The organism is Pontibacter sp. LHS1 (genome assembly GCF_058932855.1).
In genome coordinates this window covers 60703-87085 of the sequence record NZ_JBZYWF010000010.1, presented here as the reverse complement: position 1 = coordinate 87085, position 26383 = coordinate 60703, and the positions used below count along the sequence as shown (strand labels likewise).

At 49.7% G+C, this 26383-nt stretch carries 19 protein-coding genes; 6 read left to right on the top strand and 13 right to left on the bottom strand.

What is annotated here, in order from left to right:
• Positions 1-23: 23 nt before the first annotated feature.
• The 3 genes from AC5FXQ_RS17275 to AC5FXQ_RS17265 all read right to left on the bottom strand — a co-directional run bounded on the left by AC5FXQ_RS17275 (position 24) and on the right by AC5FXQ_RS17265 (position 4764).
• Positions 24-578 carry a DUF4287 domain-containing protein gene (locus tag AC5FXQ_RS17275; protein ID WP_493603667.1) on the bottom strand — a complete coding sequence of 185 codons (555 nt, stop codon included), beginning with the start codon at positions 576-578 and terminating at the stop codon, positions 24-26.
• 74 nt (positions 579-652) lie between these two features.
• Positions 653-4051, bottom strand: a complete 3399-nt coding sequence (locus AC5FXQ_RS17270; RefSeq protein WP_493603666.1) for a UvrD-helicase domain-containing protein — start codon at positions 4049-4051, stop codon at positions 653-655.
• Between the two features lie 176 nt (positions 4052-4227).
• A complete protein-coding gene (locus AC5FXQ_RS17265; RefSeq protein ID WP_493603665.1) occupies positions 4228-4764 on the bottom strand; it encodes a hypothetical protein in 537 nt (178 codons plus the stop codon).
• Between the two features lie 662 nt (positions 4765-5426).
• Here AC5FXQ_RS17265 and AC5FXQ_RS17260 point away from each other — a divergent pair.
• On the top strand, positions 5427-7283 hold the full coding sequence (locus tag AC5FXQ_RS17260) for a DEAD/DEAH box helicase (protein WP_493603664.1): 1857 nt from the start codon (positions 5427-5429) through the stop codon (positions 7281-7283).
• A gap of 345 nt (positions 7284-7628) precedes the next feature.
• Here AC5FXQ_RS17260 and AC5FXQ_RS17255 read toward each other — a convergent pair whose 3' ends face one another.
• The 3 genes from AC5FXQ_RS17255 to AC5FXQ_RS17245 form a co-directional block, all read right to left on the bottom strand.
• A complete protein-coding gene (locus AC5FXQ_RS17255; protein WP_493603663.1) occupies positions 7629-8072 on the bottom strand; it encodes a ferritin-like domain-containing protein in 444 nt (147 codons plus the stop codon).
• Between the two features lie 80 nt (positions 8073-8152).
• On the bottom strand, positions 8153-9385 hold the full coding sequence (locus AC5FXQ_RS17250; RefSeq protein ID WP_493603662.1) for a BaiN/RdsA family NAD(P)/FAD-dependent oxidoreductase: 1233 nt from the start codon (positions 9383-9385) through the stop codon (positions 8153-8155).
• Between the two features lie 92 nt (positions 9386-9477).
• Positions 9478-10305: an SDR family oxidoreductase gene (locus AC5FXQ_RS17245; RefSeq protein ID WP_493603661.1), complete on the bottom strand. Its 828-nt coding sequence runs from the start codon at positions 10303-10305 to the stop codon at positions 9478-9480.
• Between the two features lie 81 nt (positions 10306-10386).
• Between AC5FXQ_RS17245 and AC5FXQ_RS17240 the strand changes: the two genes are divergently transcribed.
• The gene (locus AC5FXQ_RS17240) at positions 10387-11841 is read left to right on the top strand and encodes a phytoene desaturase family protein (RefSeq protein WP_493603660.1); all 1455 of its coding nucleotides are present in this window, start codon (positions 10387-10389) and stop codon (positions 11839-11841) included.
• 73 nt (positions 11842-11914) lie between these two features.
• On the opposite strand, the gene AC5FXQ_RS17235 is transcribed toward AC5FXQ_RS17240, so the two are convergent.
• Entirely contained in the window at positions 11915-12322 is a 408-nt protein-coding gene (locus AC5FXQ_RS17235; protein ID WP_493603659.1) for a nuclease A inhibitor family protein, read from the bottom strand.
• 122 nt (positions 12323-12444) lie between these two features.
• Between AC5FXQ_RS17235 and AC5FXQ_RS17230 the strand changes: the two genes are divergently transcribed.
• Positions 12445-13314, top strand: a complete 870-nt coding sequence (locus tag AC5FXQ_RS17230) for an SDR family oxidoreductase (protein ID WP_493603658.1) — start codon at positions 12445-12447, stop codon at positions 13312-13314.
• 194 nt (positions 13315-13508) lie between these two features.
• Here the strand turns inward: AC5FXQ_RS17230 and AC5FXQ_RS17225 are convergent, their stop codons facing one another.
• The 4 genes from AC5FXQ_RS17225 to gnd form a co-directional block, all read right to left on the bottom strand.
• Entirely contained in the window at positions 13509-14168 is a 660-nt protein-coding gene (locus AC5FXQ_RS17225; protein WP_493603657.1) for an SCO family protein, read from the bottom strand.
• A gap of 10 nt (positions 14169-14178) precedes the next feature.
• Positions 14179-14982 (bottom strand): formylglycine-generating enzyme family protein, encoded by an 804-nt coding sequence (locus tag AC5FXQ_RS17220; protein WP_493603656.1) that lies wholly within the window; start codon positions 14980-14982, stop codon positions 14179-14181.
• 19 nt (positions 14983-15001) lie between these two features.
• The gene (gene nirK, locus AC5FXQ_RS17215; RefSeq protein ID WP_493603655.1) at positions 15002-16480 is read right to left on the bottom strand and encodes a copper-containing nitrite reductase; all 1479 of its coding nucleotides are present in this window, start codon (positions 16478-16480) and stop codon (positions 15002-15004) included.
• Between the two features lie 160 nt (positions 16481-16640).
• On the bottom strand, positions 16641-18533 hold the full coding sequence (gene gnd / locus AC5FXQ_RS17210; RefSeq protein WP_493603654.1) for a decarboxylating NADP(+)-dependent phosphogluconate dehydrogenase: 1893 nt from the start codon (positions 18531-18533) through the stop codon (positions 16641-16643).
• A 141-nt stretch (positions 18534-18674) separates the two neighbouring features.
• On the opposite strand from gnd, the gene AC5FXQ_RS17205 reads away from it, so the two are divergent.
• Positions 18675-19652, top strand: a complete 978-nt coding sequence (locus tag AC5FXQ_RS17205) for an SDR family oxidoreductase (protein WP_493603653.1) — start codon at positions 18675-18677, stop codon at positions 19650-19652.
• A 5-nt stretch (positions 19653-19657) separates the two neighbouring features.
• The gene (locus tag AC5FXQ_RS17200; RefSeq protein ID WP_493603652.1) at positions 19658-20512 is read left to right on the top strand and encodes an SDR family NAD(P)-dependent oxidoreductase; all 855 of its coding nucleotides are present in this window, start codon (positions 19658-19660) and stop codon (positions 20510-20512) included.
• A 176-nt stretch (positions 20513-20688) separates the two neighbouring features.
• On the opposite strand, the gene AC5FXQ_RS17195 is transcribed toward AC5FXQ_RS17200, so the two are convergent.
• Positions 20689-23016 (bottom strand): ABC transporter permease, encoded by a 2328-nt coding sequence (locus AC5FXQ_RS17195; RefSeq protein WP_493603651.1) that lies wholly within the window; start codon positions 23014-23016, stop codon positions 20689-20691.
• A gap of 558 nt (positions 23017-23574) precedes the next feature.
• Here AC5FXQ_RS17195 and AC5FXQ_RS17190 point away from each other — a divergent pair.
• Complete coding sequence (locus AC5FXQ_RS17190; protein WP_493603650.1) at positions 23575-23712, top strand: hypothetical protein; 138 nt, start codon at positions 23575-23577, stop codon at positions 23710-23712.
• 110 nt (positions 23713-23822) lie between these two features.
• Here AC5FXQ_RS17190 and AC5FXQ_RS17185 read toward each other — a convergent pair whose 3' ends face one another.
• A complete protein-coding gene (locus tag AC5FXQ_RS17185; RefSeq protein ID WP_493603649.1) occupies positions 23823-26150 on the bottom strand; it encodes a S46 family peptidase in 2328 nt (775 codons plus the stop codon).
• Between the last annotated feature and the right edge of the window lie 233 nt (positions 26151-26383).

Sequence of the window (26383 nt, the reverse complement as noted above, 5' to 3'; positions counted from 1 at the left end):
TCTTTCAAAGCTAAAGCTATACCTTACCTGGCATCTTCATAGGCGGCTTTTAACCAGCCGATCAGTTCTGCGTCGACTTCTTCTGCATTCTGAAGTCGCACACGATGCGAGCACATGGCATTGAAGCTTCCTGACTTTTCCAGCCTACCTTCCGGCTCCCGGTCTTTCAGGTTGATGCCGACGTCCAGCCTGGTTTTGGTGGAAGGCTGGATCAGTGCAAACTGTTTTTTGCTGCGCACGCTTACATAGGCGTTTTTAGGAGCCAGTTCTACGTCATCACCGAACTGCTTCAGCTGGCTAACAAGCGTTTCGTACATGGGCAGGAGCTGCTCTTTCCCTTTGTACTGCTGCTCAACCAGGTCTTCCGGGTTCTCAGCTGAACCGGCATCTGCACCTCTTGCTTTGAGTGCTACCATGTTGGCAAACCCATGGGTAAATCCATGATCGTTTTTCAGATACTTCACAATCTCTCCGTGCTTCTGCAAACCGGTGCTTTGTACGATCTGTATCCATTCTTCTAGTTTCTTACCTGTGTTCTTCTCCAGGTTGACGATCATGGTTTGTGCTGCTTTGTCCATTTGAATAGTTAATGATTATTGGCTGAAGATTTATGATGCGTACTTATTCATTAAACATTGCTCATTATACATTCTCAAAGCGCCAGGCCCATCTGCAGACTCTTGCCGCCGTAGGACCATTCGTACAACTCTTCCGTATCGAAGTAGTAGAGCAGGCATTTTACTTTTTCGTAACCCAGTTGCTTGAAGCGCACAGCATAGTGGTCCAGCTTGTTGCGGTGCTCTTCCTGTGGAGGTGGCAGTTTGAACTCCAGCAGCACTACCTGGTCACCATCAAATACCACCCTGTCAGGTTTGTAAAGGTAGGCGCGGGCATCGAGCAGTTCTTTCTCGTGCTCCACGATCACCTTTTCCGAAAAGTAATGGCTGATCTTTGGGTGATTCACCACTTCGAGCAGGCGCTCTTTCAGGGTGTTCTTTTCCCGGTCGCTGATGATGCCCTGGTATACCATCTGCCGCAGCACATCGTCGAGCTGCGCAGCGGTCAGAATACGGGAGAGGGCATAATGCAGCTTCTTGTTCTGGATGCGCTGCTCGGTTTGCGTCTCGAAGTCGAACACGTTGTTGGCGTGTTGCTTGAGCTGAAGTCGCTGAGCCCAGTCGTTTGTTTGCAGGTAATCCAGGGTATAGGCCGGACCGATCTCACGGCTGCCGCTATCCTGTTTTCGATCCTGGCCAGCGTATACCTGGTAACACAGTTTTCCTGGCTCCCATAGACCCTCCGCCACCAGGTAGCGGTAAAGCAGGTGACTCACATTTTTAGCTGTTCCTTCCAGTGCCTTCTGTGCCTTTCGCTCTTCGAGCAGGTCTTTTCCGTTGCCGATCAGGTATAGCCTGTCTTTGGGGCGGGTAAGGGCCACATACAGCATGTTCAGGTTTTCGATAAAAGTCTTCTCTATCTCAGTATTGTATTGCTCGGCCAGCTCGGTATGCTCCAGGCGTGAACTGATGTTCACAGCCACACTGCGCAGTTTGCCCATCACCTTGTTCTCATCTGACAATCGGCTCCACATCAAAGCTCTTGTCTGTGGTTCCGTGCTCCAATCTGCGAACGGGATGATCACGATCGGGTAGGCGAGGCCTTTGGCTTTGTGGATACTGGTGATCGTGATGGCGTTGCGGTCCTTCGGCGTGTTAATGCTCAGCTTCTCTTTCTGCACATCCCAGTAAGCCAGGAAATTGTTCAGGTTATTGCTGTTCTTGAGGCTATACTCCAGCACCAGGTCCAGGAAGCGGAACAAGTACTCACACTCGTTGTTGTGACCCAGCAGTTTGAAAATGCGTATCAGCTGTTCGGTGAGTTCGTAGATCGACAGGTTGCCTGTTTCGCGCTCCTTTACATCAAAATCGAGTTCACGCAGGTAATCGAAGAAAAGCTGCGGATCCTGTTGGTTAGCGATATGTGCTATCTTTTGAGCTAGTCCCGTAGTGGGCACTTTGCCACTGGTTACAGTATGGATCAGGTATAGCGCTTCGGATTTTGCCAGCGTGTCGTTCGGTCGGTTAAATACCCGGAACATGGCGATGATCACGTTGATCACTTCGGCAAACTGGAGCGAAAGCGAATCCTGCGAAATGATATCGTATTGCTTCTCCTTCAGAAAATTCGCAATCAGTTTACTCTTGGCATTGGTACGGCAGAGTATCGCCATATCCTTCAGGGTATAGCCATCCGCCAGGCCCTGTCGCACGAGCTCGAGCACCATGTTCAGGGTACTGGCATCGTAACTCAGTTCCTGCTCGTGGGTATAGTCTTCGTAGAGCTCTTCAGTGCGGCCACAGTTGCTCAGATCGTATTTGTAGTTCAGGTCGTCGGGGTAGGTGAACATGATCTGTACCTTGCCACCAGTCTTACCTGATGCAGGCGCCTCCTGCACAAACTTATCGTCATAGATCGAAGTGAAGGTGCCATATACCTTATGTTGCTCGCTGAAGAAGGTAAAGAGCTTGTTATTGAACTCGATGATCTCGCGTCGGCTCCGGAAGTTCTGCTGCAGGACATCAGGGGCGAGGTTCTCGCGTACCGATTCGTAGCGCTCCCGGATCATGTGGCCATGGCGCCGGTTTTCGTATAGCAGGTGCGTGTTGTTTTTGTAAAGGTGCAGGATCTGTTCCATTTCACCGCCACGCCAGCGGTAGATCGCCTGCTTGGCATCACCCACCACCATGCTAAAATGACCAGAAGCAAGCGCATTGTCGACAAGCGGCAGCAGGTTGTTCCACTGCAGCACCGAAGTATCCTGAAACTCGTCAATCAGGATGTGATTATACTTCTCACCGAGACGCTCGTAGATAAAAGGCACCGGCTCCTGTAGCACAATGTCGATAATACGCTTGTTGAACTCTGAAATATGCACCGTGTTACGGTCAAGCTTGATCTCCTGCAGGCATTTTTCCAGCTCGTTCAGCACCGACACCTTATATAAGTGCGGTACCACTGCCGAGATCAGGGTGAAGGTGCCCGCATACTGTTCTTTGATGGACTCAATATTATAGTAGAGGTCCGTGAGCAGCTGGCGTATCCCGTCAATTTGATTCTTTGTGGCCGTTGAAGCCTTGCCAGCATACCACTTGTCTTCCTCCACCGTCTGGCGGGCGTAGTTGTTGCCGTATGTCAGATCAGCTTCGCGGTTAAATTTACTGAAATAACCATACAGACCGCGATTGCCCTGGTAAAAGTCAGCAGGGGAGAGGCCCGCCTGCTCAATGGCAAGTAGTGCCTTGCCGGCGTCTTCCTGCAAAGCGTCCAGTATACCTTCCTGCAAGGTTTTGAGCTGATTTCTGATCTCTCTGAAGTCCTCCAAAGTAAGTCCCTGCAGGTCTGTCACCGCTTCGTATACCTGTTCGTTCAGCAGGTTTTTGGCAAAATCAGCCAGGTCGTCGGCCAGGGTGTTCCAGCTGCGACCTTCACGGGCTTTCTCCAGGGCGTACTGCTCGAGCGTTTCCGAGAGCAGGTCGTCTTTTCGGTTGCTAACTTTATCCAGGAGCAGCTGCACGGCGGTACTCACCAGCGTCTGCGAGTCCAGGTCGACTTCAAAATTATAAGGTATGTTAAGCTCCTTCGTAAAAGCCTGCACGATCTTGTTGACGAAGCTGTCGATTGTGCTGACAGAGAAATCGCTGTAATTGTAGAGAATCTGTGTAAACAAGAGCCCGGCACGCTGGCGTAGTTGCTCTTTGTCAAAGTGTTCATCCGGGAAGCGCTTCTGCAATTCCTCTGTGATCTTATCGAGCAGGTCCTCGCTCTTCTGCAGTTCGCCTTCACTCAGATTCGGGTTGTTGAAATTACGCAAGGCCCCCAGGATGCGCTCCTTCATTTCAGCGGCCGCATCGTTTGTAAAAGTGATTGCCAGGATAGACCGGTAATAATCCGGGTCAGAGGTATGCAGCGCCAGCTTCAGGTATTCTTTGGTCAGGGTATAGGTTTTGCCGGAACCTGCTGAGGAAGAGAGTATCTTAAAATTTGGCGACATAGCGGAAGGCTTTTTAAGGGATTCTAAAGATACACCTACGACATGGCTTATGCCAGTGCACAACCTTAAAATTATAGCCTGTTTACAGCAAATGTTTGGAGCTCAGGGTATAAAATACAAAAAGCTCCCCCGCTTGCGCGAAGGAGCCTGTTGCCTTTCTATGTTAGAGTAAAAGGCTATGCGTATACGACCTGGCCTTTCTTTTCTTCTTTTTCTTTGGCAGGGGCATGCTCACCTACGCATACATTGCGCATGATGCGTGCCATGGAGATAGAGTAATCCGTAATAATGCAGTGTTGCTGTTCGGTGCTCATCAGCGCCTTGCCGCCACCCAGCGTTAATTTGTTCAGTTCAATCACTTCATCAAAATTCTGACGCAGCATCTTGAGAGCCTTGAAAGATGGCTCATTGTAATACATTGGTATCACCTGGCATACCGCATAGCTTCCCTTTGCGCGTTCCTTTGCTATCATGCTACACAGGTTAGAAGCATTCATCTTATCAAGATCAGAGATGATCACAAAGAACACCTTTGCCTCACTTTTGTCTGATTTAATAATCGCATTGCTTTGCAGCAGATTGCGTGATACTTTGGCACCCTTCATGAAATCTTCGTCCTTCAGGATCTTGTTATGGATCTTGAAAGCCAGTGCACCTGATGCGATTAGATGAAAGTCCTTGCTTTTAGCTGTGATTTTGGAGAAGTGTAACATAATTAGAAAGGATTAAAGGGTTAAAGATCTAAGGTATTTTTATGATACAGATTATATTCTGCACAGTTATTTCTAAAAGTATTGCTTTCAATTGAATGGGTAAGGTGGTGGCAGTAAAGCCTATGGCAAATCGATCACAAAGGCAATCGAATTTTAATAGGATTAGGTTTAGGCTGTTAAAATTAAACTTGATTTGATCCTGTAATACACTAAACTACGTGCAATATTTTGGATATACCAATGAAAAAATTCTAATAATAGCTAACAGCTTGATTTTAAGGGTGAATGTAATCTATTTACGGGTAAATGAATTAAGTGTTTCTTATTTCAATAATTATTTGGAATATTTTTACGCAAAATAAAAAAGATTTTGAAATAAATATAATCGTTCACCATTTTCTCAGAACAATTTTATAACCAAATAATACACACGCACTTATGTTGACTTATTTGATAATATGTTTGAACGCATGACGATGATGTCATTTATTATGCGTACCTTTGCAGCCGATTTGGGATCAGTCTGATTTAAGTAAAACTGGCTACACCGCCTTTAAAGCAAAACCTGGTTGATTTTTTTTCTTGTCGTACTTCTTTTTCGTAAAGAAGGGTTTATGGACAGGCTGTCTCCAGATGAAGTGTAAAAAGTTATTATTATCAGAATGAACAAAATCAGATTTGACGAGCTTCCGCTTTCGCCGGAAGTCCAGCGTGCTATCGCTGACATGGGCTTCGAAGAAGCATCTCCCATCCAAACAGAAGCAATCCCTGTAGTATTAGAAGGACGCGACATTATTGGCCAGGCCCAGACGGGTACGGGCAAGACGGCCGCCTTCGGTATACCTACCATTGAGAGCATCGACGAGAACGATCGCAGTGTGCAGGCGCTTATCCTGTGCCCGACGCGTGAACTGGCTATTCAGGTAGCAGGAGAGATCCAGAAACTTATTAAGTATAAGCCAGGCATCAGCATCGTGCCTATCTATGGTGGTCAGGCTTATGACCGTCAGCTGCGTGCCCTTAAGCAGGGTGTGCAGATTGTGATCGGTACGCCGGGCCGTGTGATGGACCACATCGAGCGCGGCACCCTTAAATTGGATAAGATCAAAAAGATCATCCTGGATGAAGCCGACGAAATGCTCGACATGGGCTTCCGTGACGATATTGAATTCGTGCTGAGCAAAATGCCGGAAGAGCGCCAGACAATCTTCTTCTCGGCTACTATGTCCAAGCCAATCATGGACCTGACCAAGCGTTACCAGAAAGATCCGGTGATCGTAAAGGTGGTGCATAAGGAACTGACGGTAACCAACATTGACCAGGTATACTTCGAGGTGCGTAACTCTATGAAGCAGGAAGTTCTTTCCCGCATCCTGGACATGCACAATATGAAGTCGGTTATCATCTTCTGCAATACCAAGCGTATGGTAGACGAACTGGTAACTAACCTGCAGGCACGTGGCTATTTCGCTGATGCGCTTCACGGTGACCTGAACCAGAACCAGCGTTCTAACGTGATGGGCAAGTTCCGTAACGGCACACTGGAGATACTGGTAGCAACTGATGTGGCTGCCCGTGGTCTTGACGTAGACAATGTAGAGGCTGTATTCAACTACGACCTGCCGCAGGACGAAGAGTCTTATGTACACCGTATTGGCCGTACAGGGCGTGCCGGTAAGTCAGGCAAGGCTTTCTCTTTCGTGGCAGGCCGTTCTGACATGTACAAGCTGAAAGACATCATGCGATATACCAAAGCGAATGTGCAGCTGCAGCAGGTACCAACTTACGAAGACGTAAACGAGATCCGTACCAACCTGTTCCTTGACAAAGTGCGTGAAGTGCTGGAGAAGGGCAACCTGACCAAGCATGTCAACACCATCGAGAAACTGGTGAACGAAGACTATACCTCCCTTGAAGTGGCAGCCGCTCTGCTCAAAATGAGCCTGAAGGAAGCAAAAACGAAAGAGGCTGGCAAAGAAGCCGAAAAAGGACTTGGTGGACCGAAAGCCGGTTTTGACCGTCTGTTCATCACGATCGGTAAAAAAGACCGTGTACACCCGAAAGACCTGATCGACCTGCTGAGCCAGAACGCCGATATTCCTGCTTCTAAAGTAGGCGACATCGACCTGTATGACAAGTTCAGCTTTGTAGAGGTGCCTAGCGAATATACTGCTGACATCCTTCAGAAAGTTGGCCGCATCGAGGTAGATGGTCGTATGGTGATCGTAGAGAAATCACAGAAGAAAGAAGGCGGTGCCGCCGGTGGTGGCAGAGAAGATTTCGGCTTCAGCGATCGCGGTGCAGACCGTGGTGGTGATCGTGGTGGCAAGCGCTTCGGCGGTGGTGACCGTGGTGGCTTCGGCGGAGATCGTGGAGGCGACAGAGGTGGTCGTCGTGAAGGCGGATACGGAGGCGGTGGAAGCCGTTTCGGTGGACGTGGCGACCGCGACTCTTTCAGAGGCGGTGACCGTCGCAGCAGCGGTGGCGATCGTGGCGGATTCCGCAAAAAAAGATTCTAATTGACCGAACCTGCCTGCGGGTAGTTCGTATAAAAGGATATACAAAGCTTGAAGTGTAAAAAGCTTCAAATTGTTAGAAAAGGCTGACTTGAAACGTCAGCCTTTTTGTTTTCAAAATATTTTTTCTGAATCCGTAACCTTGGCCTTAACCTTCCGTTAAAGAAGGTATCATAAAAAGGTTGGAAGATTATTCTACTGTTTTACGCAGTTAGAACTGATAAGCCTGACATCAGACGGATGTCAGGCTTATTACTTTTATACCTGTCTATTATGCAGCTGAAGCAAAGCGCACAAAAAAAGGAGCCCCAAAAGCTCCTTTCTGTTTTATCTGTCATTTACAAAAGATCAGGCACTGTCACGCAGCGAACGGATGTGGTCATGTGCATTTTTCACGTCGCGGTATTGTTGCTCCACGATCGGCTTCAACTCACCTGGCAAGTTTTTCTCCATGGCTTCTTCATAGGCCTTCACGGCATAGTCTTCACCACGCTCACACTCCTCCAATATACGCTTTCTGTCCTTTGAAGAAAGAGCCGCTTTGATATCGATCCAGGCGCGGTGCAGTGTGCCTTCAATCGAGCTGGACTCGTCGTCTGTCTTACCCATTTTGTGCAGTTGGTCCTGCAGTTCAGTGATCATGCTGTCGCGCTGCACGGCATACTTGCGGAACAGTTCTTTCAGGTCCTGGTCCTCTACGTCTTCGGCAGCAGTTTTATAACCCTTTACACCGTCTTTGCATCTTTCGATGAGATGGTGTACGGTTGAGTAAACTTCTTTATTAATTTCCATAGTGATATTTTTATTAGGTTTTGTATGCTGATGTACTGCATTCCCTAATTTTTTGTTTCCAAAATGGATATATCGCTATGCTAGGATATGGGAGTGGCCATAGCTATACCTGCCAGGTACCCCGTTGTCCAGGCAGCCTGGAAGTTAAAGCCACCGGTTATGCCATCCATATCAAGCACTTCGCCGGCAAAGTGTAGGCCCGGATGGAGACGGCTCTCCATCGTTTTCATATTGATCTGGCTGAGGTCCACACCGCCACAAGTCACAAACTCTTCCTTGAAAGTGGTTTTGCCATCGACCTCCACCGGCATCCGGAGCAATGCCTCTACCAGTTTGTTTGTATTCTTAGCGGGCAGTTCGGCCCACTTTACTTCGTCATTTATACCTGCTATACCTGTCAGCGCTTTCCAGAGTCGCTGCGGAAGCCCGAAGAGGGGATTGGTCGTCACCACTTTTTTGGGGTGTGCCTGTCTGAACTGTTGCAGCTGCTCCCGCAGACTCTCTTCGGTCTGGTCGTGTACCCAGCTCACCAAAGCCGTAAAGCGGTAGTTCATGCCATGGAACAAGCGGGCACCCCAGGCGGATAGCTTCAGCACCGCCGGCCCACTGTAGCCCCAGTGCGTGATCAGCAGCGGTCCTTCATACTCCAGTTTCTGACCAGCGATGCGCACCCTGGCTTGTGGCACGGCTATACCCTGCAGTTCTTTAAGCGGCGAACCCGGCACATTAAACGTGAACAGGGAAGGAACCGGCTCCTGAATGGGATGACCAAGTGCCCGCAGCCAGTCATAGTTCTGACTCTTCGGATTGCCACCTGAGCTAACCAGCACCCGGTCAGCCCGGATTTCCTGCTTATTACTCAGGTATAAGGTATAACCTCCTTTATCAGGCTCAGGCACAATGCGCCCCACGGCTATACCTGTTTTCACTACCACACCAGCCTTAGCAGCTTCGCGCTGCAGGCAGTCAATGATGGTCTGGGAGTTATCAGTCACCGGAAACATGCGACCGTCGGCTTCAGCCTTTAACTTAACGCCCCGGCTCTCAAACCAGGCTACTGTTTCAGTTGCCCCGAAAGACTTGAAAGCTTCCTTCAACTGTTTGGAGCCACGGGGATAATGCTGCGCAAATACGGAAGGTATAAAACAGTGATGTGTCACATTGCAGCGCCCGCCACCCGATACCTTCACCTTCGACAGCAGCTTATTACTCTTTTCCAGGATGGTAACCTGTGCCTCTGGATTGGCCTGTGCACACGCTATTGCCCCAAAGTATCCGGCCGCTCCGCCACCTATGACTATAACTTTTATCAAAATGACTAACTATTGATTGTTTATTGTTGATTGTTTGCACTTTGAGGAATAACAAGTAGTATTGAGCAATCAGCAATTCTCTCACAAAGATACTAAAAGAATGTCATGGGATCCGGGTGGGAGAAGACGTAGGCCAGGTCGTCTTTCAGCTTCTGGCTGCTGATCAGCTTAAAGCTGGTTTCTTCCATGTTTCTGAACCTCGGGGCTTCAAGATCAAGTGCCTTTGCGGCGGCAACATAAAAATCCCTGCGACTGGGGTGCTCGTCGGCACAGGCATTGTATACCTGGCCCCATTTTTCCTCTGCGATGATGCGCTCCAGAATGTTCAGGCAGTCTTCCAGGTGTATCATGTTCACGGGTGCATCACCGTTTGGCAGCTCATGCTTGCCCGCCAGGAAGCGCCCCGGCTGCCGGTCACTGCCCACCAGTCCACCAAATCGAACCACTGTGCATACCCAGTTTTCACTGTTCCGGAACATCCGTTCAGACTGGAGCAGCGTGTTATCCGGGTCAATTTCATCTGTAAAGCTGGTGTCTTCTTCGGTCACGATGCGGTTCAGGTCAGGGTATACAGAAGTAGAGGACACAAAAAGCACCCGATTGACAGGCGATTGCAGCAGGGCTTTACGCAGTGCCGTCATCTGTTGCAGGTAGCTCTCGCCGCCATCTGACCGAAGTTTGGGTGGGATGTTGAGTACCAGCACATCCGCCTGCAGAAAATCTGAAAGGGCCTCCTGGTTTAAGTCCGGGTCGGTCAGATTGATCAGAAAGGGGTTTATACCTGCCTGTTTCAGGACATCCAGCTTCTGCTCAGACGTCGTAGAGCCGTTTACCCGCAGGCCAGCACGTATAAGGGCTTCAGCCAGCGGGAGACCAAGCCAGCCACAGCCCATAATACTTATGTCAACTTTCTTTTGCATCGCCTTAGAGTTTTGGTCTTAACATTCCGTAAGCTCACTTGTTATCGCTTGCGACAAAGGTAAGCCTAAATTTATACTTACATGCAGTACGACGTCCTCCTGATCGGTTCCGGATTTGGTTCACTCACAGCCGCTGCCTTGCTTGCCCACCGTGGGCTGAAAGTAGCCGTGCTGGAACAAGCCAAATACCCCGGTGGCTGCGCTTCATCCTATAAGCGCAAAGGCTACTGGTTCGAGACGGGGGCGACCACACTGGTGGGTTTGGACGAGCACATGCCCCTGCGCCATCTGCTCGACGTGACAGGTATAGAACTCCCGCTATGGCAGCTTGATACCCCCATGCAGGTATACCTGCCGGATGGGCAAACCCTGACCCGCTATGCACAACTTGACGATTGGATAGATGAAGCGGAGCGGGTGTTTGGGCCAGAGGGCCAGCGTCCTTTCTGGGAACACTGCTATCGGGTCAGTCAGCAGGTATGGCGGACTTCGCTGGAGCAACAGTCATTTCCGTTTTCGAACCTGCGGGACCTCTGGCAGGCTGTACGGCATGTGCGGCCACATCAGCTGTCCTTGTTGCCAGGCGCATTCCGGACAATGGAAGACCTGCTGAAAAAGTATGGACTAGACAAGAACAGGCTCTTCGTTGACTTTGTAAACGAGCAACTGCTGATCACCGCGCAAAACCGCCTGGAGCAGGTAAACGAACTTTTCGGCGCAACCGCCCTGTGCTATACCTTGTTTGGCAACTACTATGTGGAAGGGGGTATGATTGGATTGGCTCGTGTGCTTGAGCAGTATCTACACGGCAAGGGCAGCACCATTCTGTACCGGCGTCACGTGAACAAAATTACCCCTAAGTCTGATGGGTATGAAGTCAGCTGCATGGCAGGGACTTACCATGCCCGCTTTGTTATCAGTGGCATTCCGCTGAATGATACTTTTGAGCTGTTTCAGGATGAAAAGGCAAAACAGAAACTGAAGCCCTACCTGCTGCCATCCGAAAAACTGAACGGTGCTTTTACCATGGCCATTGCCCTCCGTCAGGGGCCCGCCATACCTGTGCTGCACCACCAGGTGCATGTGCCGGGAGGTTTGCCGGTTATCGGCAGCAAGAGCTTTTTTGTGAGTTACAGTCACCCGGCAGACAAAATCCGGACCCAGGAGGGGGAGCGGGTCGTGGCGATCAGCACCCATGTGCCCAACCCGGCTGCACTTCGGATCAACGACAAGCGAATGCTGCAGGAAGCGATCATTGCCAGACTGGAAGCCTTGGATTTGCTTGACCGTACAGACATCCTGCACCTGGACTCGGCTACACCGGGAGCGTGGATCTTCTGGACGCAAAGAGCCTACGGCATGGTAGGCGGCTACCCCCAGTACCGCGACATCAAACCCTGGCAAATGAAAGACGCCCGCCTCGACCACAAAGGCGCCTATGTCTGCGGTGACTCTGTCTACCCGGGGCAGGGGATAGTGGGTGTGTGCCTGAGCGGAATCATTGCAGCCAACAAGCTGCTACAGGACCATTACTGAAAATATGTTGTGACTCGTGTTATTAGAGCTACCTAAAAGAATTCCCGGCTGTTCAAGTCGGGGATTCTTCATTTTATGTGGTTTCGACCATGATGGTTTTCAGCCCGGCAATTTCACCGCCCGGTGTACGGCCAAGTATGAACACCAGTTTCTGGTATTCGCCGACACGGTATACCTTGACATCTTGTAAGAGCTCCTGCAGCTTCTTTTCCAGGTTCTGGAAACGCTTGGCCTGTTGCAAGCCTTCTTCGCCTGTTTCCGGCCTGGCATGTGTCATGTTGCGCAGGAAATAGCCAAGCTCCAATTCTTCAAATGGGTAATGCGCGGGCATGCCCGACAGCTTCAGCACCGTCTCTTCGTCCAGCTTTTCGCCTTTGAAGTCTTCCGCCTGGTAGAATTCGAAGGGGGCATCGGTTTCACTCATCATTAGCAGCCCGTCTATCGCTTCCTTCAGTTCTTTTTCAATAGTTTTTAGATCCATAGTATTATATGCTTCAGCAAAAGAATGGTTCTTTTACTCTTATTTTCGCCTTAGGTTCTTATCTTTAGCTAGTCAGCCCTGACATTTATACGTTAGCTTTTTAAAACAAACAAAATAAGACGATGAAGGCAGAACCTATGCTGAAAGAAGGCGCCCTGAAAGGCAAAACCATAGTGATAACCGGAGGCGGCACTGGCCTTGGCCGCTCCATGACAAAATACTTTCTGGAGCTCGGCGCCAACGCCGTGATCTGTAGCCGCAAGCAGGATGTGCTTGACAAGGCCGCCGAAGAACTGATGCAAGAAACCGGCGGACAGGTACTGCCAATCGCCTGTGACGTGCGCAAATACAACGAAATTGAAGCCATGCTCCAGGCTGCGCTCGATAAGTTCGGCAGAGTGGATGTGCTGATCAACAATGCGGCCGGCAACTTCGTGAGTCCAACTGAGCGCCTCAGCCACAAAGCTTTTGATGTGATCACCGACATCGTGCTCAAGGGGAGCTACAATTGTACGCTGGCCTTGGGCAAACATTGGATCGAGCAGAAGCAGGAGGGGACCATCCTCAATATCGTGACCACCTACGCCTGGACCGGCTCTGGCTATGTAGTGCCTTCTGCCTGCGCCAAAGCCGGGGTGCTGGCCATGACACGTTCCCTGGCGTCAGAGTGGGCCAAGTATGGCATTCGTTCTAATGCCATCGCTCCCGGACCTTTCCCAACCGAGGGGGCCTGGACAAGGCTGTTCCCGAAACAACTTGCCGACAAGCTCGATCCGGTGAAACGTATACCTGTTGGCCGCTTTGGCGAACACCAGGAACTGGCCAACCTGGCCGCCTACCTGGTATCAGACTACGCTGCCTTTGTAAACGGCGAAGTGGTGACCATAGACGGAGGAGAGTGGCTGTACGGAGCCGGGGAATTTAACTCCTTTGATCAGATACCGCAGGAAATGTGGGACGCGATGGAGAAGCAAATGAGAGGGAAGGGGTAATTTATTGAGTTAATTGTTATTTACTGATTGCCGGAGGCACGATTGGATAGGGCATAAATCAATCCCGCCTAACTGAGGTTTTTATTTGTCATTTCGACACTTGTGAGAAATCTGAAGTAACAGCCTCCCAAACAAAAAATCCCTGGACTGCTCTGTTAAGACTGGCCCAGGGATTTTTGTTTGATCGCAATACCTTAAATTTTCTGCAGCAAACCTTTAATGGCGTTGACGGTTTCATCAGGCTCTACGCCGAGGCCTTCTGCCTGGTGGATGATCTCACCGTTTTCATTTAGCACCGAGATAATATTGGAGTGAGAGATTTCCCCATCCAGTTCTGTCTTGTATTTCATGTTCAACAGGGCGGCCAGTTCCCGGATATTATCCTGCTCGCTGGTCAGCAGCGTCCAGCGCCTGGTGTCAAGGTTGTTGGATCTGGCGAAGTCCAGGAGGCGTTCCGGTGTATCACGGGCTGGGTCCATAGTCAGGAGCACGATCCCGATGTCTTCCCGCTTGTACTGTTCCAGGCCCATCTCGATGCGCTTCAGGTCCGCGATGATGCGCGGGCAGGCATAGCTGCAATGGGTATAGATCATAGCTACCAGCTGCACTTTCCCTTGCAATTCCTGCAGCTGCAGCTCCTCGCCATTTTGGTTTAGCCACTCGGATTCAAGTTGGTAGAGCGACATATCTGTCAAAGCTGCCGTAGGTATACCGAGTGTGCCGGTACCGTCCGGAAGTTCATTAGCAGCGACTGGTTTGGCACAGCAGCTGTCTTCTTCCTGCGGCACTTCCTGCTGACAGGCCGTGAAGCCAAGAGTGATCAACGTGAACAGGTATAAGGTATAGCGTTTCATAATAATCAGGTTATTTTTTTGCTGTGGTTTGTGCGGGTACGTCCTGCACGCATCTGAAGCCCAGGTTAGCTACGGTGTAGTTGGCTTTCAGGCTGGAGCGGAAGGCGTAGCGCATAAAGGCCACATAATTTTTCACATCACTCGCTCCGGTCGAACCGGCTCCGCAGAACAGCTGCCTGTCCAGGCTGGCGTTTTGTCTGGACTCCCCCACAATCAGGGCAGAATTGAAATCAGAGGTCCATTCCCATACCAGCCCGATCATCCCGTACAGTCCATAATAGTTTTTAAAGGCATCCTGCACAGGTGGCAGGTACCTCGGATTAGGCTGACTGTACCAGTCGAGGCTGCGCTGATAAAAGCTGGGCTCGCTGGAGGCATCTTTTTTCGTTTCGCTGGCCAGTGCGGCAAACTCCCATTCGTTCACGGTAGGCAGGCGCTTGCCCTGGCACTCACAGTAGGCTTTGGCGGCAAACCAAGACACGTTGATCACGGGACTGTCTTTGAGCTTATCGGCAGCAGAGCCCACGCCCAGCGGGCTGGCCCAGTGCTTTAGGTACCCGGCATCTGCAAAAAGCGCTTTTACCTCAGACTTCCGCCATTTAGGGTTTTCGGCTACAAAGGTCTCGTACTGGGCATTGGTTACCGGGTACTTATCCATGATAAAGCCCTGCACCGTCACTGCCTGGTTGTTGCTGCCGTAAAGCGGCACAAAAGTGCCTCCTTTGACATGAACCATGTCGGCAGGAGTGCCCTTTTGTGCTTGTGCTATACTACAGGCTCCGAGCATCAGCAGGACTGTCAGAAGTCGTCGCATGATTGAAAGGTATTAGTAATCAGTGTTTGTACTTGTCTTTGGCCTTCTTCACCTGCTCTGGTGTGATCTCACCACCTTTGTTGCCCCAGTTGTTCATCACAAAGGTCATCACGTTGGCGATCTCCTCATCTGATAGTTTTAGCTTCGGCATGGTGCTGTTGTATACTTCTCCGTTCACTTTGATCTGTCCTTCCAGACCGTGGGCTACCACCCCGATAGAACGATCCACGTCGGCATTCAGGTAATCAGACTTGGCAAGCGGAGGGAAGGCGCCTTTGATGCCCTGGCCTTCTGCCTGGTGACAGGCCTGGCAGTTCTGCGCGTAAAGAGTTTTGCCAAGCTCCATGCGCATCTCCTTGTTAGAGGCAAAAGCCGCTTTCGGTGTATTTGTCTTCGGCATCTCCTGCACAGTAGAGCCCTCTGGCAGATAGATCTTCTGCTCTGTTTGTCCTGAGAAGATGGCCAGGTTATCCGGACCTTCTACTTTCAGCATACCCAGCGCACCTTTATTGAAGGTTCTGAAGATAGAGTGGTCAACGAGCACATAATTGCCCGGTACGTCTACCTTAAACTCTGTGATGGCGGAGCCACCGGCAGGTACAAGCGTGGTTTGCACGTTCTTGTTCAGGTTGGTGCCACCTTCAGGGTATACCGTGTCGAATATCTCACCGATCACATGGAAAGAAGAAACCAGGTTAGGACCGCCGTTACCCACGAAGAGACGCACTTTGTCACCCACTTTGGCAGTGATAGCATTGTCACCGGTCATAGAGCCTACAGAGCCGTTAAACACCACGTAAGAAGGTTTCTCGTCCAGGGCCTTCTCCATATCAAATGGCTGCAGACCAGGCGCTCCGAAGGCTCCTTTGGTGTAGAAGTCACCCTGCATCACGTAGTACTCCTTGTCAACCGGCTCCATACCTTCTTCAGGCTCCACCATGATCAGACCATACATACCGTTGGCGATATGCATACCTACCGGTGCCGTAGCGCAGTGGTACACGTAAAGACCTGGGTTCAGGGCTTTGAAATTGAAGACCGTTTCCTGTCCGGGAGCTGTGAAAGTAGCGGCTGCACCACCACCTGGGCCGGTCACGGCGTGCAGGTCTATGTTGTGGGGGTTCTTACTGTCGGGGTGGTTCATGAGGTGAAACTCCACCTCATCGTTCTGGCGAACGCGGATAAATTTACCTGGTACCGAACCACCAAATGTCCAGAAGGTATAGTCTACGCCATCGGCTAGCTTCTTCACTACTTCTGTTACCTCCAGGCGCACCACCACTTTGGCCGGGTGCTTACGGGTAATAGGAGCCGGCACAAGCGGGGCATCCGTGAGCTCCGCTTCGATCACGGGCATCTCAGCAGGAGCAGCCGTTTCATTCAAGGAGTTGAGTATCTCGGCATTTGTGGTCTTGGTGCCACAGGAAGAGGCGATGCCGAGGCAGAAAATGGCCACCATGGCCAGCCGTATTGCTTTTGGTAAATGTGACCGTTTCATAAGAATTGCTGTTAGAGTGTCTTTATGATTACAAAAGAACACCCCAAACTCTTCTATTCTTATGACAGTGGTCAGTCGCAGAAGTGACTTATATCATCTCAGTATAGAGTTATTGAAATATGTTATAACACCTTTCTTTAGTAACTGCCATTTAATGGATTCACTTCCATTCCGTATGGAAATACTCCCCGGCAGGTTTGTCCTTGCGCTGGTAGGTATGCGCCCCAAAATAGTCCCGCTGTGCCTGTATCAGGTTGGCCGCTGAGTCCGCTGTGCTATACCCCAGGAAGTAGTTCAGGGCAGCGGAGAGTACCGGCAGCGGTATACCGTACTGCAGACCAAGCGCTACCACTGAGGCGAAGCCCTGCCGTGCACGTCGGATGCGATCGACAATAGGAGGGGCCAGGAGCAGACGCTGTTCCTGTTGGTAAGTCTCCACCAGTTCCTCCATCAGTTCGGAGCGAATGATGCACCCATTGGTCCAGATGCGGGCTATTTCGCTGAAGTTGAGTTCCCAATTCAACTGCTCTGACACTTCACGCATCAGGTTAAAGCCGATCTCGTGATTGATGATGCGGGTTGCCTGATACGCTTGTTTCAGACTGGAAACAAAGCTTTTTTCATCGATTGTGACATTCGGGTTTTGTTTCTGGTAATGTGCAGCCGCTTTTACTCTTTCATTTTTCATGGCGGATAGAGCCCGGGCCATCACGGCGGCAGAGAGAGTGTCGTAGGGCACGCCGAACTCCAGGGCCACAGCGGCTGACCAGCCCCCGGTGCCTTTCTGCTCTGCCTGGTCCAGTATCTTGTCGAGTAGCAGTTCGTCGCCTTCTTTCTTTTGCAGAATGTCAATGGTGATCTCCAGCAGGTAACTGCCCAGTCCGCTCTGCTGCCATTCCGATAATATGGCGGCAATATCAGCGGGTGCTATACCTAGCATATGGCGCAAAAGTGAATAAACCTCTGCCAGCGCCTGCATCTCGGCATACTCTATGCCGTTGTGCACCATCTTCACAAAGTGCCCCGCTCCGTCAGGGCCAATGTAGGTGGTGCATGGTTTGCCATTGCGATCCCTGGCCGCAATCAACTCCAGGTACCTGGCCACCTGTTCGTAACCTTCGCGCGGACCACCGGGCATGATAGAGGGTCCCTTGCGGGCGCCTTCCTCACCACCCGATATGCCGGTACCCACAAAGTGCAGCCCCTTCTCAGTGAGCAGTGCAGTTCTCCTTTCCGTATCCTTATAATAGGAGTTGCCGCCGTCTACCACCACATCACCGGGCTCGAGCAGTGGGATGAGTGCTTCCAGCTGCGCGTCAATAGCGCCTGCATAGATCATCAGCAGTACTTTGCGCGGTTTCTCCAGTGACTGCACAAACTCTTCCAGCTGATCAAAGCCCTTGATATTGGTGAAAGAAGGATTCTCGGCAATCACCTGCTCGGCTATACCTTCTTCTTTACCCGGCAGGTGGCGGTTGTACATCGCGACGCGCACGCCATGACCTGCCAGATTTAGCGCCAGGCTTTTGCCCATCACGCCAAGCCCAATCACACCAAATTCTGAATGTGGGTTCATATGTTCTAGTTTAGAGATTACTTCCTGAACGATCTGCTCAGGACTTAAGGAAACATCAACGTGTATACCGTAGGCCGGCTTCTCCAGCGCTTGCAGCTGCGACTCCAGCATGACCGGGGGCATGAAATGCGCATGCCTTGCCTGCAGCCGCTTCAGGATTGTTTCGCGGGAGCCATCCAGGTAAATCCAGCTGATGTCCGGAACAGTTTGCAGCGTCTTCCGGTATTCTTCTTTCAGGGCGGAGCAGGCCAGCACGGCACCTCCATTCGCTTCCCATGCGGGCATCAGGCTCGCTAACTCCACAAGCCAGGGTGCCCGGTCGCCATCGCTCAGGGGTATACCTTGCCGCATTTTGTCAACACTTTGCCGGGGGTGGTAATCATCCGCATCATAAAAAGGGAGCCGGAGCCTGGCAGCAAGTTTCTGCCCGACCGTGGTCTTGCCACTTCCCGAAATTCCCATCACGATGTATATCATATTTGCTGGTTTTAAAGGTGCGCTGCCCGGTGCTGTCAGAACTTCTATACACTGTTGGGTTTTGTACGGAATTAGAGAGAGTAGTTTGCAAATATCCGGTTGCTTATAACATTAAAGTGATTGCCAGGGTAAACACCCTCTATGAATGTCTTCGTCACCGGGGCGACGGGCTACATTGGCCACAGCCTGGTAAAAGAATTGGTTTCCCGAAAGTATGAAGTTTCTGCTTTGGTCCGGTCCAAAGAAAAGGCGGCTGACCTGGCATCAATTGGCGTACAATTATATGTAGGCGACTTGCAGGATGTGGAGGTCATCGAGCAGGCTATGGCAGGTGCAGATGCCGTCTTTCACCTGGCGGCCTATGCTAAACTCTGGCCCGACGACGAGCGCATTTACCGGCAGGTAAATGTGGAGGGAACAGATCATGTGCTGGCAACTGCACACAAACAGCAGGTAAAGAAAGTGGTATTTACATCAACAGCCAGTGTGTTCGGTCCTTCGGAGTCGACAGGAAAACCGGTTGATGAAACTACCCGGCGAAGCAAGCCTTTCACGAACTGGTATGAAAGCACGAAGGCAGAAGCGGAACAGCTGGCCCTGGCATACACGTCCAAAGGGCTTCAAGTGGTGGTCGTGAACCCCACACGGGTATATGGACCAGGGCCTGAGACGGAGAGTAACGGCATCGCTGTGCTGATGCGGCTATACCTGGCGGGCAAGTGGCGCTTTATACCTGGTGACGGCAGCAGTGTCGGCAACTACTGTTTTATTGATGATGTTGTGCGGGGACATATCCTGGCCATGGAGCAGGGCAGGAGCGGGGAGCGCTACCTGCTGGGTGGGGAGGACGCTACGTACGTACAACTTTTCGATCTCATAAAACAGGTAACAGGTATAAACAAGCGGCTCATAAAGATACCCTCGGGTTTATTGCTTTTGGCGAGCAAAGGTATGGAGACCTGGGCCAGATTGACAGGCACAAAGCCCCTGATCACACCCGACTGGGCAAAGAAGTATCTGCTCAACTGGAGCGTGTCGAGCCGGAAAGCTGATAAAGAATTGGGCTATACCATTACACCACTAAAAGAAGGACTATCCAGAACACTACAAGCACTCTAACAGAAATGAAACTTGAAAAGACTTATACCTTAATTACCGGTGCCAGCGCAGGCATCGGACTGGCCATGGCGACGGAATGTGCCCGGCGCGGTCAGCACATGATCCTGGTTGCCCTGCAGGATTCGGGGCTCGTGGAAGCCGCCGCCAACTTGCGGGAGCAGTTCGGGGTGGAGGTTAAAACCATCGAACTGAACCTGATCGCCCCGAACGCCATTCAATACCTCTATGACTGGTGCCACGGGCAGGGTCTCCGCATCAATGTGCTGATCAACAATGCTGGAGTAGGCAACTACAGCTATTTCCAGGAGTCTTCGCTGGAGGACTACCAGCAGATGATACAGCTCAATGTTGGGGCCGTGGTGTCGCTGACGCACCTGTTTATACCTAAACTCAGAGAGCACGAAATGGCTTACATCTTAAACGTTGGCAGTTTTGCTTCGCTTATGCCGCTTCCTTACAAGAGCGTCTATGCAGCTACCAAAAGCTTTGTCCTCACCTTTTCGCGCTCGCTGCAAATGGAGCTGAAGCCTTACAATATTTATGTAAGCTGTCTCTGCCCCGGACCTACCAGCACCAAAACCATGCGCAAGCGCAATCAGCACATCAAGAAGGGCAAGGGTATCCTGACTAAAACACCCGAGGAAGTAGCGCGACGGGCGATCGATGGTATGTACAGGAAAGAGGGCTTGATTATACCTGGCTGGAAAAACAGGTTTATGATCCGGCTGGGTCGCATCCTGCCGTTTTCAGTCAAGAGCTACATTCTGAAAAGGATCTTCAGGCAAGGGGTGGAAGAGGATTTAGTAGACGCTACACCGCCTGCCACCCAGCCCAGTAAGAAAGGAAGTGTGACACTGTAGACGGCCTCTCACAATACTGGTAGACTTATTGCCCTATATCAATCAGGAGCCATACCATAGGGGTCAGACACCTTCTGGTGGGGCGCAGAAAGTAGGGTAGAGGTTGTTTTCATAAAGAGGGTGGGGTCGGTAAGGTAAGAGAGGAGCGGATTCGTCATAACCTGCCAATGAATGTTTTACTCTGCTTTTAAAACATTTACAGGTTCAACATGCGCTGCTCGAATGGTTTGGGATAGGACAGTCAGTAGCCCGACAATGGCAACCAAACCAAAACCTATGCTCACATTTGTAAAACTTAAATCAACAAGTCTACTGCCTAAATCTTGTCTAATTAAATCTCCGCCAAACAAGCCTGCCGGAACACCAATAAGTCCGGAAATCAGGATAAGAATGCCAAAATTACGGGTAACTGCCCACACCAGTTCTTTGTTGCTTGCGCCCAATACTTTTCTTATACCCAATTCTTTAGTGCGTGTTTCTACGGAGTAACTGGCTATGCCTAAAATGCCCAAGCCAGCGATTATCATGACAATAAGGGCTAAGCCTCCAATAGAACCTAATCTATCTCCAATTCTTAGATAACCATCTTTTAAATTCTGAAGATTTGCTGTTTTTTCAGGAAAATGGTTTTCCCATATGGATTGAATAGCTTTTGTTGCTTCCAATTCTGTATTTGGATTTATCTTTATGGTCAAGGTGGCTATTTCATTTGGCAAATACCTATATAGTAGAGGAGCTGTTTCGCCAATAATTTCATTGGGCATGATGCCAATGACTTGTACATAGGCAGAGTCCAGTAAGAGCGTTTGCCCTACTAAAGTCTCCGATTTAGGTTCCAGTAATTTTGCCGCAGCTTCATTCACCAACACATACTGCTCAGTATTTTGGGGTATATCTTTAGGGAAATTTTGTCCCGATTTTAAGCTGATGCCTTCTGTTTCAATTGTTTTTGGGTCAATACTTACGTAATACATTTCCAAAATTTTATCATTTAATGTTACAGAAGATTTGCCCTTTTTCATCGGCTTATAGTACCAGTTTGTCGCCAAAGTCGTTTCTACCTGGCTTAACTGGCTTATTTCGTTTTGCAGGTTTCCATATTTTTCACCTTTCAAATCAAGTGTCAGGACATTAGGCGACACGGTTGAGTTTATGATTGCATGATTTTTTATTTCATAATCGGCTACTATGACAACCACTATCATCAGCATAATGGTCACTGAAAATTGTACGACAATCAAAGCTTTGTAAACAGCAATACTCCGGAACAACTTAACATTCTTCATTTTACGCAAAACCTGTATAGGCTGAAACGCTGACAACAGCCATGACGGAAGTGCCCCAGCGACTAAGCCTGTGATAACTGCGTAGGTCAACAAGCCTAAAATTAAGGTTGTGTCATAGGAAAACGCCGTATCCATTTCGGGTATATAGTGCGTTAAAATTTCAACGCACGGCATTGTAAACAACAAAGCAAACAGGGCAACAAGGGTAGATTCCATTAAGAACTGACCGATAATTTGTCCTCTTGTGGCGCCTAGCGTTTTGCGAATTCCTACTTCCCGCGCTCGAGAGAAGGCACGCGCCAATGTCAAACTGATGTAGTTGAAAGCAGATAAAAGAGTTAAGGCTAGAATTAAAAACAGCTGTATTTTTATGCCCGTCCAATCGGTGCCCGCATTGGAGTCATTCTTAATGTCAATGTTTCGAGGAGTAATAGCCTCTATGGGTTGTGCCAGAAATTGAAGATGGCTCTTATCCAATTGCCGACTATAGTTTTGGAGCGCTGTATTGAGCTGTGGTAAATTATCTTCTGATTTTAAACGTGCGTAAATTGCTGAACTCTTGAAGTCTCCCCAATTTTGTGAACTAGTAGTGATGGCTCCTTTTTTTTCAAGCATTTCGACAGCATTGATAGAAAGCATTGCCTCAATGGGTAGATGTGTTTCTAAAGGTGGGTCTTGGATAATTCCTCCAACAGTATAAGAACCTAACTTTTCAAATTGAACAGTTTGCCCTAAAGCATTGGCGTTGCCAAATATCTTTTCTGCTGTTTTTTCAGTTAAAAAAAGGGAAGTGGGATTATTGGCAAGGCTTTGTGCATTGCCTGACAGCAGTTTAAAGCCAAAAACATCAAAAAAAGAGGGCTCTGAAAATTTTATGTCAATAGGCACATCACCTCCGTCGGTTTGCAAGTTATGTTTTCCTGCCAGACGCACTTTCACCGTTTTTTCAACAAAGGAGGTACTTTCCAATTGAGGCGCCAACGGCAAAGGAGCTGTTGCCCATTTGGTTTGTTCCACTTCATTTGTTTCTTGCGTGAGTATCCGAACTATCTGATTTAATTCTGGATGGAAATGGTCTGTATCGTAAGTGGCTTTCAGGCCTGTAAAAAGAACAACACCAACCGCCATACTCAGTGACAAGCTCAGTACATTGACTAATGAAAAAAGTTTGTTTTTCCAGAGTATCCGTATCGCGATTTTTAGATTGTTCTTTATCATGACTTAAAGTCTTGATTTTTAATGAAAAATAGGCCAATTACTGAAGGGGGATCCCTGTAAACTCCATTGCCAAAGTTAGTGCCAAAATACAACTGCTTGATCTTCATTATTTTGCATAACTGTTTGTTTAAATTTCAGGTAACTTTTTATCAAATCTTGTTCGATTTCGGACACTTAACTGTATCAATTTGATACAGTTAAGTGTCCGAAATATTTGGCACCCAAATGAGACTGCGGCACTTAATTTATCTCAGTAAGCGTTTGCCGCGGAGAAGCTTATCGGTAGGATTGTCAAAGGGTGTTAGTTTTCTGGGAACATTTGTCGGGTTACAAGGAAGGGAATTGTTGGTAACTACCTCGAAAGCGTGAACATACGGTTATTGGTACTATGTGCGAAGGGGGAATTCGCCTTTTTTGGCATCTTTATCCATCCTTTACGACCGTCTATCACCTCTTGCATCGTCTAATATTTTCTTCAGCTAATATACACTAATTCTACAGACAGATGTATATATCCTTGCTGTACTGGAAGGAGAGCTGAATGAGCGTCCTGCCCTCGTGCTCCAACTGGCTGGCTTCGACTTCCGCCACTTCACCCAACTTTACGGCACCCGCCAGGACAACACCTACCACTTCTGCTACGACTATGGCTACCTGCTGCTCGAGGACGAGAAGGTGCTGGTCATGAACTGGTAGCCTTACATGGAGCAAAGCAAGGTATAGTTCAACCTACACTCAGGTATAGCCAAATAAAAAGCCCCGCCTGATTAACCAGACGGGGCTTTGAAAAAGGAGAGAGTGCTTGCTTAGTTCACTACCTCAGCAGCTTCTTTTTCTTTCTTTCTAGCTGCTTTTCTAGCAGCTTTCTCGGCTTTGCGCTGCTCCCTTTTAGAGAGTTGCGGAGCCTCTGCCGGTGTTTCCGTTTTGCGACGGGCATCTACCTGTGGCAAACCGGATGTGTTGTCGTTTACCAGCGTCATCTCCTTCACCAGGTGACCGGCACCGGCAAATTTGTCTACAATAAACAGCATGTAGCGTACATCCACCGATATGTTGCGTACCTGGTCCGGGTTGTAGGTCAGGTCGCTCATAGTGCCTTCCCAGTTGCGGTCGAAGTTCGTGCCGATCAGCTGTCCGTTGGCATTAATCACCGGCGAGCCGGAGTTACCACCTGTTGTGTGGTTAGAGGCGATAAAGGCAACCGGCAGTTGGCCGTTTACACCATAAGGGCCGTAGTCTTTCTTGTCGTACAGTTCCTGCAGTCGTGCAGGTATAGCGTAGTCTTCAGCTGCACCGGAGGCCGCTTTTTCGATGATACCTTCCAGGGTAGTGAAGTACTTATACTTCACGCCGTCCACTGGCTCGTAAGGCTCTACTTTGCCATAGGCTACCCGCAGTGTAGAGTTGGCGTCCGGGTAGAACTTTCGGTCCTGCTGCATGGCTCGCAAGCCGGTCATATAAGTTCTGTAAAGTAGGTTCAGGTTGTCGTTTACCTTGGTGTAGGTCGGCAGCACGTTGGTACGGTAATAGTCATTGATGCTGCTGGCCAGTTGGAAGCCCGGATCGTTCTTCAACGGATTGGCTTTGCCCGCTCTGATATCAGCAATCGCTTTGCGAACACCAGCTTCTGAAGTGAAGAGCGACTTACTGTATACCTCATCGGCATATTTGCTGAAGTCTCCTTTATACTTCTGGCGTACCACCGCAAAGGCAGAAGGATGCAGTTTCTGATCCAGATTCTCGTAGTACATACTCAGCAGAGCGGCAAATACCTTCTTGTCGGTAGGGGCGTTGTAGTTCTTAAAGTAGCCCGCTGCACCTTTCTCCAGACGGTCGAGCTGCGCATTGATCTCCTGCTGCGGCGCCTTGGCTTCGATCAGCTCGTTCAGCTTAATGAAGTCATTGGCATAGCGCACCAGCTCCACACCCCAGGCAGCTTCCATGATGTAGTCGCGGGCGATCGTGATGCCCTCCAGCTGCTTGTAGTTCTTTTCAAATTCTGCGATCAGGTTGCCATACGTCTGCTTGCGGCTGGCATCAGCATTGGCCCAGGCCGTGAACTGCTTCTCGAGCTCCTGCTTGCGGGCAATGGTGTTGGCCTTGCGCAGACCACGGTTCTCACCAATCCATTTTTTCCAGGCATTGGCTACGCTGGCATATTTGGCGGCATACTGTATACGCACGGCGTCCGAGGCTTTCATGTCTTTGTCCAGCACGGCCAGCTTCGTTTCGCGGATCTTGATCTTGTGCGGGTTAGAAGTTTCGTAGATCTCCTCGATAGCATGGGAAGTCAGGTACTCGTTCGTACGACCCGGGAAACCAAACACCATCGTGAAGTCATTCTCCTGCACACCGCTCAGCGAAATAGGCAGGTGGTGCTTTGGCTTGTAAGGCTTGTTGTTTGGAGAATACTCGGCTGGATTGTTATTTTCGTCAGCGTAAATGCGGAAGATGGCAAAGTCGCCTGTATGGCGTGGCCACATCCAGTTGTCGGTGTCGCCACCAAACTTACCGATAGACGATGGGGGAGCACCTACCAGGCGGATGTCACGGAAGGTCTCGGTCACATACATGTAGTACTCGTTGCCATAGAAGAACGGACGGATGATGGCATCGTAGTGTGTGCCGGCAATGGCCTGCTGGCGCACCTTGGCAATATTTTGTTGCACCATTTTCTCGCGTTCAGCCTCTGTTACGTTGGCCGGTATACCAGCCAGAATCTGCTGCGTCACGTCTTCCATACGCACGATAAAGGTGGCAAACAGACCCGGGTTCGGAAGCTCCTGCTCACGGTTCATGGCCCAGAAGCCTTCGGTCAGGTAGTCTTTTTCTACGGAGCTGTGGCTCTGAATCTGGCCGTAGCCGCAGTGGTGGTTGGTCAACAGAAGTCCCTCAGAAGAGATCATCTCCCCGGTACAAAAGCCACCAAACGATACAATGGCATCTTTTAGGCTCGACTGGTTGATGCTGTAAATGTCTTCGGCAGAGAGCTTCATGCCCTTTTTCTGCATTTCTGCTTCGTTGAGCTGCTTGAGGAGCATAGGCAGCCACATGCCTTCATCAGGCTTGGCCGTGCTTATACCCAAACTCAGACAGGCTGCAGCAAAAAATGCTATAATGCGCTTACTGATCATGGTTTTTTATAAGAGTTGGTTTTGAACCCCCAAGATAAGGAAGAAATATGAGTTTAGGAGTTTGGGAGTTGGAGAGTTGGGAGTTCGTGAGGGAAACTGATAGGGACAGGTGGCGACCCAATATCTTTTACGTGAGAATTTTAGTGTCATTTCGAACAAGCCTGAGACGTGAGTAGTAGGGGCGAGCGTAGCTCAGAGAAATCTGGATTAGTACGAATACACTGAAATAACCC

Bases quoted from the DNA above. Each gene is read 5' to 3' on its own strand.
- AC5FXQ_RS17275 (WP_493603667.1), bottom strand. From the start codon at position 578: ATGGACAAAGCAGCACAAACCATGATCGTCAACCTGGAGAAGAACACA.
- AC5FXQ_RS17270 (WP_493603666.1), bottom strand. From the start codon at position 4,051: ATGTCGCCAAATTTTAAGATACTCTCTTCCTCAGCAGGTTCCGGCAAA.
- AC5FXQ_RS17265 (WP_493603665.1), bottom strand. From the start codon at position 4,764: ATGTTACACTTCTCCAAAATCACAGCTAAAAGCAAGGACTTTCATCTA.
- AC5FXQ_RS17260 (WP_493603664.1), top strand. From the start codon at position 5,427: ATGAACAAAATCAGATTTGACGAGCTTCCGCTTTCGCCGGAAGTCCAG.
- AC5FXQ_RS17255 (WP_493603663.1), bottom strand. From the start codon at position 8,072: ATGGAAATTAATAAAGAAGTTTACTCAACCGTACACCATCTCATCGAA.
- AC5FXQ_RS17245 (WP_493603661.1), bottom strand. From the start codon at position 10,305: ATGCAAAAGAAAGTTGACATAAGTATTATGGGCTGTGGCTGGCTTGGT.
- AC5FXQ_RS17240 (WP_493603660.1), top strand. From the start codon at position 10,387: ATGCAGTACGACGTCCTCCTGATCGGTTCCGGATTTGGTTCACTCACA.
- AC5FXQ_RS17235 (WP_493603659.1), bottom strand. From the start codon at position 12,322: ATGGATCTAAAAACTATTGAAAAAGAACTGAAGGAAGCGATAGACGGG.
- AC5FXQ_RS17230 (WP_493603658.1), top strand. From the start codon at position 12,445: ATGAAGGCAGAACCTATGCTGAAAGAAGGCGCCCTGAAAGGCAAAACC.
- AC5FXQ_RS17225 (WP_493603657.1), bottom strand. From the start codon at position 14,168: ATGAAACGCTATACCTTATACCTGTTCACGTTGATCACTCTTGGCTTC.
- AC5FXQ_RS17220 (WP_493603656.1), bottom strand. From the start codon at position 14,982: ATGCGACGACTTCTGACAGTCCTGCTGATGCTCGGAGCCTGTAGTATA.
- nirK (WP_493603655.1), bottom strand. From the start codon at position 16,480: ATGAAACGGTCACATTTACCAAAAGCAATACGGCTGGCCATGGTGGCC.
- gnd (WP_493603654.1), bottom strand. From the start codon at position 18,533: ATGATATACATCGTGATGGGAATTTCGGGAAGTGGCAAGACCACGGTC.
- AC5FXQ_RS17205 (WP_493603653.1), top strand. From the start codon at position 18,675: ATGAATGTCTTCGTCACCGGGGCGACGGGCTACATTGGCCACAGCCTG.
- AC5FXQ_RS17200 (WP_493603652.1), top strand. From the start codon at position 19,658: ATGAAACTTGAAAAGACTTATACCTTAATTACCGGTGCCAGCGCAGGC.
- AC5FXQ_RS17195 (WP_493603651.1), bottom strand. From the start codon at position 23,016: ATGATAAAGAACAATCTAAAAATCGCGATACGGATACTCTGGAAAAAC.
- AC5FXQ_RS17185 (WP_493603649.1), bottom strand. From the start codon at position 26,150: ATGATCAGTAAGCGCATTATAGCATTTTTTGCTGCAGCCTGTCTGAGT.